At 42.1% G+C, this 11,412-nt stretch carries 13 protein-coding genes and 1 riboswitch; of the genes, 11 read left to right on the top strand and 2 right to left on the bottom strand.

The annotated features are described in order from the left end of the window. Nucleotides 1-146: 146 nt before the first annotated feature. From FWJ32_RS09615 to FWJ32_RS09580, 8 genes are all read left to right on the top strand, one after another. The gene (locus FWJ32_RS09615) at nucleotides 147-311 is read left to right on the top strand and encodes an acetyl-CoA hydrolase/transferase C-terminal domain-containing protein (protein ID WP_238988848.1); all 165 of its coding nucleotides are present in this window, start codon (nucleotides 147-149) and stop codon (nucleotides 309-311) included. A 55-nt stretch (nucleotides 312-366) separates the two neighbouring features. Next, nucleotides 367-1,173, top strand: a complete 807-nt coding sequence (locus FWJ32_RS09610) for an alpha/beta fold hydrolase (RefSeq protein WP_149545742.1) — start codon at nucleotides 367-369, stop codon at nucleotides 1,171-1,173. Nucleotides 1,174-1,306: 133 nt separating this feature from the next. Next, entirely contained in the window at nucleotides 1,307-1,810 is a 504-nt protein-coding gene (locus FWJ32_RS09605; protein WP_149545741.1) for a rubrerythrin family protein, read from the top strand. A gap of 127 nt (nucleotides 1,811-1,937) precedes the next feature. Beyond that, on the top strand, nucleotides 1,938-2,579 hold the full coding sequence (locus tag FWJ32_RS09600; protein WP_149545740.1) for a helix-turn-helix transcriptional regulator: 642 nt from the start codon (nucleotides 1,938-1,940) through the stop codon (nucleotides 2,577-2,579). A gap of 153 nt (nucleotides 2,580-2,732) precedes the next feature. After that, nucleotides 2,733-3,110: a RidA family protein gene (locus tag FWJ32_RS09595; RefSeq protein ID WP_149545739.1), complete on the top strand. Its 378-nt coding sequence runs from the start codon at nucleotides 2,733-2,735 to the stop codon at nucleotides 3,108-3,110. A gap of 12 nt (nucleotides 3,111-3,122) precedes the next feature. Then, complete coding sequence (gene ilvA / locus FWJ32_RS09590; protein WP_149545738.1) at nucleotides 3,123-4,328, top strand: threonine ammonia-lyase; 1,206 nt, start codon at nucleotides 3,123-3,125, stop codon at nucleotides 4,326-4,328. Between the two features lie 51 nt (nucleotides 4,329-4,379). Continuing rightward, entirely contained in the window at nucleotides 4,380-5,591 is a 1,212-nt protein-coding gene (locus FWJ32_RS09585; protein WP_149545737.1) for a dicarboxylate/amino acid:cation symporter, read from the top strand. Between the two features lie 267 nt (nucleotides 5,592-5,858). Continuing rightward, nucleotides 5,859-6,374, top strand: coding sequence for a shikimate kinase (locus FWJ32_RS09580; protein WP_149545736.1), 516 nt, complete (start codon nucleotides 5,859-5,861; stop codon nucleotides 6,372-6,374). Here the strand turns inward: FWJ32_RS09580 and FWJ32_RS09575 are convergent. Further along, a complete protein-coding gene (locus FWJ32_RS09575; RefSeq protein ID WP_149545735.1) occupies nucleotides 6,348-7,907 on the bottom strand; it encodes a sensor histidine kinase in 1,560 nt (519 codons plus the stop codon). The two genes, FWJ32_RS09580 and FWJ32_RS09575, sit on opposite strands and share 27 nt — an antisense overlap. Before the next feature lie 2 nt (nucleotides 7,908-7,909). Beyond that, nucleotides 7,910-8,590: a response regulator transcription factor gene (locus FWJ32_RS09570; RefSeq protein WP_149545734.1), complete on the bottom strand. Its 681-nt coding sequence runs from the start codon at nucleotides 8,588-8,590 to the stop codon at nucleotides 7,910-7,912. A gap of 269 nt (nucleotides 8,591-8,859) precedes the next feature. Here FWJ32_RS09570 and FWJ32_RS09565 point away from each other — a divergent pair, with 269 nt between their 5' ends. The 3 genes from FWJ32_RS09565 (at nucleotide 8,860) to FWJ32_RS09560 (ending at nucleotide 11,408) form a co-directional block, all read left to right on the top strand. Continuing rightward, nucleotides 8,860-10,005, top strand: a complete 1,146-nt coding sequence (locus FWJ32_RS09565) for a hypothetical protein (RefSeq protein ID WP_149545733.1) — start codon at nucleotides 8,860-8,862, stop codon at nucleotides 10,003-10,005. Nucleotides 10,006-10,037: 32 nt separating this feature from the next. Then, nucleotides 10,038-10,172 (top strand): hypothetical protein, encoded by a 135-nt coding sequence (locus FWJ32_RS13725; protein WP_275266290.1) that lies wholly within the window; start codon nucleotides 10,038-10,040, stop codon nucleotides 10,170-10,172. A 114-nt stretch (nucleotides 10,173-10,286) separates the two neighbouring features. Beyond that, nucleotides 10,287-10,392, top strand: a riboswitch (SAM riboswitch). A 182-nt stretch (nucleotides 10,393-10,574) separates the two neighbouring features. Then, nucleotides 10,575-11,408: a MetQ/NlpA family ABC transporter substrate-binding protein gene (locus FWJ32_RS09560; RefSeq protein ID WP_149545732.1), complete on the top strand. Its 834-nt coding sequence runs from the start codon at nucleotides 10,575-10,577 to the stop codon at nucleotides 11,406-11,408. Nucleotides 11,409-11,412 lie beyond the last annotated feature (4 nt).

Here is an 11,412-nt window from a genome sequence, read left to right as displayed (position 1 = left end):
TGAGTTTTATACTCATCCGGATTATAGGATGGTGAGGTCTTATTTCTACATCAAGACTGATTTTTCCTGCTAAGTGACCTAATAAAATTTTACACTATCTTTTATATTAAAATATGTTCAGAAAATTTGTTGGAGTCTGTTTTCTTGTGACCCTGTCGAAAAACGATGTAGACTATGTGGTTACAGAATATGGTATTGCCCCGCTGAGAGGTAGGTCCGTGATGGACAGGGTAAATAACCTCATCGCCATAGCTCATCCCAACTTCAGGGTGGAGTTAAAAAGGCAGGCAGAGGAGTTAAAGATATGGTGACCCCTCCTGAGGCCGGTATAAACACCGGCCTATATGACATTAAGGAGTTGATTTTATGGCTGTATTTAATTCTAAAGATGTAAAGATATACTACGAAGAGAGTGGAAATCCTGAGGGTGAGCCAATCATTTTTGTAAATGGGGTATACCTGGATTCTCTGGTCTGGTCTGAAATTATCCAGTGCATGGAAAATGAATTTCGTATTATAACCTATGACCTACGCGGGCAAGGCCTGTCTGATAAGCCGGATGAGGTATATTACACAAGGCAGCATGTGAAAGACCTGATTGGTCTTATGGACCATATAGGGCTTGAATATGCCCACCTTGTTGGGCTTTTTAATGGGGGTGCTATAGCGCAAAGCGCAGCCATTGACTACCCTGATAGGGTAAAATCGCTCGCACTCATAGGTTCTTACAGCCATACTGACAGGATGCTTATGAGCAAGATAAAAAGCTGGATTTCAACTGCAGAGAGAGCAGGCTGGGATGCACTGGTAGATGTGGCCTTTCCCTACCTTTGGGGTGCAACGTACCTTGAGGATAACCATGACACAGCATATCATTACTGTATAAAAAATAAGCATCTGCCGGTAAAGCCGTTTGTAAACCTCCTCAAAGGGCCCATGGCCTATGACCGCACCGCAGAGCTCTACAGGATAAATGTTCCTACTGTTGTGTTGTGCGGCAGTGAAGACATACTAACGCCTGCTGTGTATTCTAAAATACTAAGTGCCGGGATTAATAATTCAAAGATACACGTGATGCTTCAAACAGGTCACCTATGTATTAAGGAAAGGCCGGAAGAAGCATACAGATTAATAAAAGAAAATCTATTTAAAAAAGCTATGATGTTAAAATAACCGGGTATGATGCCCGGTTATTATGATAGAAGAAGATAAAAAGATCCAAAAAAATTTTTTTGATCAAGCAGGAAAATTATTATTAACGTCGAATAATTATTAAAGAAAACAAAATTTATAGGAGGTAGATAATATGCATGAAATGACAAAACAGAACCTTTTGGCAGCTTATGCCGGCGAGAGCCAGGCCCATATGAGGTATCTTATATTTTCTGATGTAGCGGAAAAGGAAGGCAAAAAGAATGTGGCAAGACTATTTAAAGCTATAGCCTATGCTGAGCAGGTACATGCGACAAACCATTACAGGAATTTGGGTGAGGTAAATACCACATCTGATAATCTCCAGACCTGCATAGATGGTGAACACTTTGAGGTAAACGAGATGTATCCAGCCTATATGGCTGTAGCACAGCTGCAGGATGAAAAGGCAGCAAACATGGGCTTCCACGGTGCTTTAGAGGCTGAAAAGATTCATGAGATAATGTACGGTGATGCCAAGATGGTTGTTGACAAGGGAGAAGACATAGAGATAGGGAAGATTTACATTTGCTCAATATGTGGATATACCACAACCAATGAAGCTCCGGAGAAATGCCCGATCTGCGGTGCTACGAAGGACAGGTTCGTAGAGTTTTAATGGAGAATACCACCGGCAGTCAGCCGGTGATATTTTTCTATCTTGATGATAAAAAATTTTTATAGTGAGAAGGAATTTTTATAGTTGTGTAGAATATATAACAATATAAAGGAAAAGAGGTGAAGAGATGGAGGGGGTAAAGAAAAAAATTGAGGAGTTTATACCGCTGGTGGACTTTATCGCAGATATAATGGGCCGTAATTGCGAGGTTGTACTTCATGATGTAAATGACCCCGAGAGGTCCATAGTTGCGATAAGGAATAATCATATAAGCGGGCGAACAGTTGGTGGCCCGATGACTGACCTAGGGTTAAGGTTATTAAAGGAAAAAGAGTATATGGGAAAAAACTTTATTGCAAATTATCCAAGCAGGACAAAAGATGGCAGGAGGTTGCGTTCGTCAACATTATTTTTGAAGGATGATACAGGTCAGCTTATAGGTATGCTTTGTGTAAACGTCGATATTACCCAGGCCATTGCCATGCAGGATTTTCTTAAAGGATATATAGGCGGAGACATAAAACAGGATGATTCTTGTGAGATGGAGCACTTTGCTACCTCTATAGAGGAACTGGTCCACAGCACAATAAGGAAGACTATATTGGATACTGGAATCCCACCTGAGAGGATGACTCCTGATGAGAAGATGGCCGTTGTCCAAAACTTGAGCAGCAAAGGAATATTCATGCTGAAAGGTGCCGTGTCTCAGGTGGCGGAAATGCTCTCTGTATCCGAGAATACCATTTATAGGTATCTGAATAAAAATTGATTGCTCTTAAGTCCATCTGCGTTGTTCGACAACTTTTTCTGGCGCTTGCTCTTTTGGTTTATATAGTGCGCTTCCATATGACTATATCTGACTTGCGCATGCAGTCAAAATTGTTTTTATGGGACAATCAAAATTAAGAGGGAGAGATAAAAGATGAAGAATATTGTCAAAACAGATAAGGCCCCGGCGGCAATCGGTCCATATTCACAGGCGGTAATGGTTGGAGACTTTTTATACACATCGGGACAAATAGGTTTAGACCCTGTTACAGGTCAACTTGTGGAAGGCGGAATTGAGGCACAGGCCGAGAGGGTTATGGAAAATCTTAAAGCAATCCTTGAAGCAGCAGGAATGAGCTTTGAAAATGTGATAAAGACACAGGTATTCATAACCAACATGGGTGATTTTGGAAAGGTAAATGAGGTCTACGGCAGATATTTTAAGGGAAACCCTCCTGCCCGTTCCTGTGTTGAAGTAAGTGCGCTGCCCAGGGGTGCTCTGATAGAAATTGAGCTTATTGCACATAAATAGGAGATGATTAATATGAGTTTTCCAGCACTGAAGGATATTGAGGAGGCAAGGCAATGCCTATCTACTGTGGTCGAGGAGACAGGCCTCGTCTACAACAAGGTTTTTAGCGACATGACAGGCGGAAATATATTTTTAAAGACTGAGAATCTACAAAAGACAGGCTCTTTCAAACTGAGGGGGGCATACAACAGGATAGCCCACCTTACTGAAAAGGAAAGGTCAAATGGTGTGGTTGCCTCGTCGGCAGGTAACCATGCCCAGGGTGTTGCACTGGCAGCATCCAGCTTTGGTATCAAGTCAACCATTGTAATGCCTAAACATGCCCCCATATCAAAGGTGACAGCGACAAAAAGTTATGGTGCCGAGGTCGTTCTGCATGGCAACATATATGATGAGGCATACCAGAAGGCAAGAGAGATACAGGAGGAGACTGGAGCAACATTTATTCACCCCTTTGATGACCCGATGGTTATTGCTGGTCAGGGCACTATAGGTCTGGAAATCCTGGATGATATGCCGGATGTAGACATTGTAATTGCACCCATAGGCGGAGGTGGTTTGATATCAGGCCTGGCCATTGCCCTAAAGAGTATAAGGCCCAACATAAGGGTTATAGGTGTGCAGGCAGCTAACGCACCATCAATGTACGAATCTTTTAAGTCAGGTAAAATGAATATTGTCGATTGTATACCCTCTATCGCCGATGGTATATCAGTAAAGGTACCTGGAAACCTGACCTATGAGGTTATCAAAAAGTATGTAGACGACATAGTGCTGGTGGGTGAAGATGAGATAGCTGAGGCAATCCTTCTGCTCATGGAGAAGGCCAAGGTGGTATCGGAGGGTGCAGGGGCGGTCCCTGTAGCTGCACTTTTAAATGGGAAGATAAACATAAAGGGTAAAAAGGTTGCTGCAGTCATAAGTGGCGGTAATATCGATGTCAATATACTGGCTCAAGTGATGGACAGGGGGCTTATAAGACAGGGCAGAAAACTTATGATAAGTACTATGATGCCTGACAAGCCGGGTACACTCTGCCGTATGGTTGAACTTATAGCTGCTGAAGGGGCCAATATACTTTCTATCCTGCACGACAGGCTTGCCCTTGACGTACCAATAGGGTATGCAAAGGTTGAGGTTGTACTTGAAACCAGCGATGAAGAACATGGAATGAGGATTATAAAAAGACTTTTGGAAAGCGGTTATAAGGTAAATTAATAGCTACCACATCTTAAGATATATAGTTCTAAGGAGTAAGGAGGATTTTGAATGTTAAAAAGATTAGGTCTTTTACCGAGGCTTATCATAGCAATTATCTGTGGTATAGTAATAGGCAGATTCTTTCCAGGATGGTTTGTCAGGATATTTGCTACATTTAACTCTATTTTCGGTAACTTCTTAAGCTTTGTAATTCCACTTATAATTGTTGGGTTTGTGGCACCAGGAATAGCCGACCTGGGCAAAGGAGCAGGTAAACTGCTTGGGATCACCACTGCCATAGCCTATGGTTCTACACTGATTGCGGGATTTTTTGCCTTCTTTGTAGGGACGACAATCTTACCAGGCATTATCAATGTCTCTGGCAATATTGCGGCATCAAATCCAGAAGAAAAACTATTAAAACCATTTTTTACTATTAGTATGCCGCCCATCATGGATGTTATGGCTGCCATAATAATTGCGTTCATCATCGGCATAGGTATATCTGCGATAAAAGAGAAAACGCTTTACAACGTCATGTCTGAGTTTCAGAAAATAATAGATATGGTAATAAAAGGTATAATAATTCCCCTGCTGCCATTTCATATAGCCGGTATATTTGCCAATATGACATATGCCGGCGAAGTTGCAAGGATTTTATCAGTATTTGGACAGGTGTTTGTGATAGTCATAGCATGCCACATAATCATAATACTATTCCAGTTTGCTGTTGCAAGCCTTTACAGTGGGAAAAGTATGATACAGTGTCTTAAAAACCAGATACCTGGCTATGTTACGGCTCTTGGTACCCAATCATCGGCCGCAACCATACCGGTAAATGTTCAGTGTGCAGAAAGGAATGGTGTTTCCAAAGCCATAAGGGAATTTGTTGTACCTCTCTGCGCCACCATACACCTTTCTGGTTCAACCATTACGCTTACCATGTGTTCTATAGCGGTTATGATGCTCAATGGTATGCCAGTGACACTCTCAGGAATGGCAGGTTTTATATTTATGCTTGGGATAACCATGGTGGCAGCTCCCGGTGTACCGGGTGGTGCTGTCATGGCAGCCCTGGGAATACTCCAGAGTATGCTTGGGTTTAATGAGGCTCAGCTTGCGCTTATGATAGCGCTCTACCTCACCCAGGACAGCTTTGGTACAGCATGTAATGTCTCCGGCGATAACGCCATAGCGCTGATAGTGGATAAGATAGCTTCAAGGATGAAGAGTGAAAAAGAAGAAAGATTGTACAGTGGAGTTGGACTGGAAAACGAATAGGTTTAAAGCCTCGGGAGACCGGGGCTTTAAGTTGCCGTAAATTGAAAAAGTTGCGGCAGCTTTGGAGATGATGGTATAATCTATACAACAGTTTATCACGGTCAGGCAAGATGATATGGCTTTATAGGATGATAGTAGACGGCGAAAGACGTGAAAGGTGGTTCATATACCAGCTGCATTTCAGAGAAAGTTATCTGTTTATAACCTTATGTCAGTGATATATAAAGAACTAAAAAAACAGGTATAATAAATGGTAAGGGTGTTTATATGAAAAACATCGTGCTCATAGGTTATATGGGTGCAGGAAAGACCACCGTCGGGGCTGTTATAGCCAGTTATAGCGGGCTTGGATTTATTGACACAGACAAGTACATAGTTAACAGGGTTCATAGAAGTATAAAGAAGATATTTGAAGAGGACGGAGAAAAGACATTCAGGAGGATGGAAAACAGGCTCTGTCGTTTTTTACAGCATCAGGATAATCTGGTAATAGCAACAGGAGGTGGAGTTATTCTAAATGACGACAACATGTGGCGCCTTAAGGGTAATTCTGTGGTGGTATATATAAAAAATAACATTAAGACCCTTTACGAGAGGGCGAAGAAAACAGAGACAAGACCGCTTGCCAGGGACTACGGGGAGTTTATTAAGCGCTTTGTGGATAGAGAGCCATTGTACGAAAAATATGCTGATATTATTATAAATGCAGAATATAAGTCGGTTAGAGATTTGGCTGGGGAGATAGTCTTTGCAGTTTTAAAATTCAATGAAACCCGGATCTGACTTATCCAGCTCAATCCAGAACTCCACGCCTCCATCTACGTTGGCGACCCCGTATGCGTTTTTGTGAGCTTCCTGGATGGCTTTGACGATGGCCAGGCCAAGACCAGTTCCTCCCAGCGCTCTTTTTCTGGCCTTGTCGACTTTATAAAAGCTGTGCCAGACCTTGTCAAGAGCCTCTTCGGGAATTGCCATCCCCGAATTGTATACCGATATTCGAATTTTTTGGTCGGCTGGTTTTGCAGTAAGTTTAATAATTTTTTTCTCGTCCACATGGTCTATGGCATTATTCATAAAATTAACGACAGCTTCCTCAATTCTTGCTGGATCAGCATAAGCCATCAATGCCTCTTCCGTGTCTACCTCTATATGGATGCCTTTTTCATCCAGTACCGGCTTATACTTGAAAATAATTTCCTTTATAAGCTGCGATACATTGAAGGGTATTTTTTTTACAGGAAACATGCCTGATTCTATCTGGGAGAGGGTCAGCAGGTCTTTAACCAGTGTGTCCATCTTTTCAGCCTCCTCCATGATCACATCGCAGTAAAAGTCTCTCTTTTTTTTGTCATCGGCGATGCCTGCCTTCAGGCCCTCCGCATATCCTTGGATTAAAAAGACTGGTGTCTTCAGCTCATGGGAAACGCTTGATATAAACTCCCGTCTCATTTTATCCAGTTTTCGTTCGCGTTCGATATCCTCTTCAAGCCGCCTGTTTCTGTCATTTAACTCCCTGATTGCTTCGCTGAGCTTATGTGAAAGGTGATTTATACTGCGTGAAAGCTGGCCGATTTCATCCTCCCCATCAATTTTTAAGGTCTGGGAAAAATCTAATTCAGCCATTTTCTTTGTAATTTTGTTCATCTCTGTAATTGGATGTGTAAATTTGCCAGAAATAAACAGTGCCCAGATGCCGGTAATCATTACGGTGATTAATCCGACAATTGCCGTAAAATCGTTGGAAATCGAAGCGCTTTCAGTTATCTCGGCCATGGGTACCCACACAAGAAGTATTAAGCCACTATCCAGTTGAATCTGATATCTTAAGGTGTCTATTTTAAAATTGGGGTCCTGGGTGATTATAAAAAATGACTTATCGTCATAGCGCTCCCACTTTTTCACTCTGGTTTTGTGCTGGTCTAGGATCATTAAATCCAGCCCCCCGGGCGGATTCTGCTCTTTGTCGGGAGCGTAAAAGGGGTTAATGGGAAAACCCGGCCTCGGCGGGACATTACGGCCATTTTGAACAGGATAAAATAAGGTACCATCCGATGTTCCGATAAAGATGCTTCCGCCAATGCTCTTTTCCAGAGTATTGATTTCATAAATCAGGTTTTCATCATTAAAATCTTCAGGCGTTGTCTTTCCGTCCACAAGTTTTAAAAGTTTTTGACCAGTCTGGACGAGCAGATGTTCTTTCTGGCTTATGTAGTATTTCTCAGCAAAAAAAGTGTTTGAACCGTATAATAGAATGGCGAACAGGATGATATTTACGGTCATATATATAAATAATTTAAATCTTATTGATAGATTCATAATCAACCCTCAAACCTATATCCAAAACCTCTGATAGTAGTGATGGCATTTGCTCGTTTACCAAGTTTCATTCTCAATCTGTAGATATGGCTGTCCACTGTTCTCAGTCCGTCGTAATAGTTATATCCCCAAACCTGATTGAGCAACTGTTCACGGGATACTATTTTGCCTTTATTCTTAGCCAAAATCAGCAAAAGGGAGTATTCCTTTGGGCTCAAAGACACTTCCTCATTATCCACTTTCACCACATGGGAAACATCGTCTATTTCAATGCCATCAAAGGTTAATACATTATTTTTAGTTGCCTCTCTGTCTATCCTGCGGAAAAGAGCATTTATTCTTGCCATTAAAGTTGTTGGTTTTATGGGCTTTCTTACGTAATCGTCGGCCCCGATCTCAAACCCATGGACTTCATCAAAATCCTCACCTTTTGCGGTTAGCATTATTATCGGTACCTGTGACACACTTCTGATTTCTCTGCAGACCGTCCAGCCATCATATTCTGGGAGCATTACATCCAGAATGATAAGGTCTATGTTTGCGCCACAACTATGAAACGTTTCGAGGGCATGTTTCCCATCAGGGGACTCAATCACAGTATAGCCCTCCCTTTCAAGGAAATCTCGTAAAAGTATCCTTATTTTTAATTCGTCGTCAACTATTAATATGGTCTTCTTTTCCAAAACCAACACCCCAGTGCACTTTTACTGCTCATTGAAGGACTTTGTCCAAAAGAATTATATCACCATTTATTTTCACGGTCTACTGATCCATGGAGTATCCTCAGGATTGCTTTTCAGAGCAGGCTGGTCACTTTTAAGCCATATAGCGTTCACAATTTTTTAACAAAATTTATACAGTGTTGTGACACTGCCGTAATTTTTTCGTAACAAAATAGGTTTACAATAAACTTGTTAAGTCGAAAAAAATTTTTTTTGAAAGGAGAGGTTTTATGAACAAAAAAGTTAAAACATTTGTCAGTTCTGCCTTGATTGGAGGAATGCTGTTGACAACGGGTAGTATAGTGTTTGCAGACAGCAACAGTACCGGTAATTCAGACGGTCAAAAACCAGTAACAGAACAGGCAGGAGAGATGGCGCCCGGCAGGAAAGGCGGGCAAGCGGGATTTGGTCTTTTTGATCCAGCAGGTCGCGGCGATAGAGCTGGTGGCCAGTACAATATTGATGAACTTACGAAAGACCTTGTGGAGCAGGGGATTATAACCCAGGAAACTGCTGATAAATTAACCTCCTTCATGGATGAAAAGGATGCCGAAAGAAAGACAGAAATGGAAAAGCTTCAAAATATGACGGAAGAAGAACGTAAGGCATACCTTGAGAACAAAAAGAGTTCAGAAACAGACACTAAAAGTGACTTTTGGTCAGAGGCTGTTGATGAGGGAATCTTGACTCAAGAACAGGTAGACAGTATTAAGGCATATATTGAAAAGCAGGCTGAAACGCAGCGCCAGCAACAGCAAAAAGAAGAGCTGGATAATCTCGTGAGTGCGGGGCTGATAACGCAGGAACAGGAAGAAAAGATAATTGAGTACTATAATAATCAAGAAGAAGCCCGCAAGGCAGAGATGGAAAAGATAAAAGACATGACGGAGGAAGAGCGCAAGGCTTATCTTGAAAGCCAAAGGGACTCCAATTCCGGAACAAAGCTGGATCCTATGAAGGGACTGGTTGAAGCGGGTATCCTCACACAGGAGGAGGCCGATGCCATAAGTAAATATCTGCAAGAACAAATGGAGGCAAAGATGGAGCAGGCTCAGGCTGCAAGACAGGAAGAAATCGAAAAACAACTGGACAGCCTTGTGTCTGCAGGGACTATTACGCAGGATCAAAAAGAGAAGATATTGGCGTATTTAAATGAACAGGAGGAAACCCGCAAGGCAGAGATGGAGAAGATAAAAAATATGACGGAGGAAGAGCGCAAGGCTTATCTTGAAAGCAAGAAAGATACCAAACCTGAGGATGGGACGTCTGTGACTCCTTTACAAAAACTTGTTGACGATGGGACACTCACTCAGGATCAGGCTCAGGCCGTTGTGAAAGCGCTGTTTCCAAATGTAGAAAAGAACACCTCAAATTAAATGGGTTTCAATAGATTCAAGTAGTTCTTAAATTGATTCAGATGCCTGATGCCAGACAGAGAAGCAGAGAGGCAGGCAAGGGATATGGGAATAACTCGCAGGGGAATGGTACTCAGGAGACAAATGGGCAAAATCAAATGGAAAAGCCAGTGCTGGAGTATACGTGAGAAAGTAGAACCATTTCGATTCCAGAGGGGGCTTCAATCACTACTCTAAAAATTTGACTATTGACACCCTTGTTTTAGCGTGGTAATATAAGAACTAACTTAATAAAGATAAGACTCTTATCGAGAGTGGTGGAGGGACTGGCCCGATGAAACCCGGCAACCCCCTTTGTGGGAAGGTGCCAAATCCTGCAGAACTTTAATGTGTTCTGGGAGATAAGGGGAAGGTGACTTCTTCTGATTTTCCAGGAGAAGTTTTTTTATACTTAGAATGGAGGTGAGAAGTACTTAAAAATTTAATATGATGCAACGATAGAGTATCACGGTTAGATACAGAAGGGTGGATGTTGGCGACATGTTATCTGGCTTATTAGCAGCAGGAAAGCATTAAATGGAGGGATGAAATTGAAAAAGCTTATTGTATTATTGGTTTCAGTTTTACTGGTGTTAAGTCTTGCAGCATGTGGAAGCACTACTCAAAGCAGCAGTGCTCAGGGAACTCATGATGGAGATGTAACTAAAATAAAGGTAGGTGTTACCGCAGGGCCCCATGAGGAGGTATTGGAGCAGGTTAAAGAGATATTGAAAGATGAGGGCATTGATGTGGAGATAGTTACATTTACAGATTACGTACAGCCTAATATACAGTTATCAGAGGGGGCTCTGGATGCCAATAGTTTCCAGCATCAGCCGTTTTTTGATGACTTTGTTAAGGAGAGAAACATAACAAATCTTACAACGATAGGTAAGACTATGATATTTCCCATGGGCATATATTCTAACAAGATAAAAGACATGAAAGACCTTCCGGAAAACGGCACTGTATCTGTGCCCAATGATGCCACCAACGAGGGCAGGGCTCTTCTTTTGCTTCAGTCGGCGGGGGTGATAAAGCTTAAGGATGATGCAGGGCTTACCGCTACACCTTTAGATATTGTGGAAAATCCCAAGAATATCAAGATAGTGGAAATTGATGCGGCACAGACGGTGAGGTCTCTGGAGGATGTAGACGCAGCAGCCATAAACACCAACTATGCAGTTGAGATGGGTTTCAACCCCGTAAAGGATTCTATATTTATTGAGGGGCCGAATTCACCATATGCCAATGTTATAGCTGTGAGGAAAGAGGATGCAGATAAGGAGGTTTTCAAAAAGCTTTTGGAGGCGTATCATGATCCCAGGATAAAGGAATTTGTTGATAAGAAGTACCAGGGCTCAGTAGTTATGGTGGAAGAATAGGGGG

The organism is Calorimonas adulescens (assembly GCF_008274215.1).
Taxonomy (GTDB): Bacteria; Bacillota; Thermoanaerobacteria; order Thermoanaerobacterales; family UBA4877; genus Calorimonas; species Calorimonas adulescens.
Note: the sequence above shows the minus strand (reverse complement) of the source record. Positions and strands in the feature narration are given on the sequence as shown.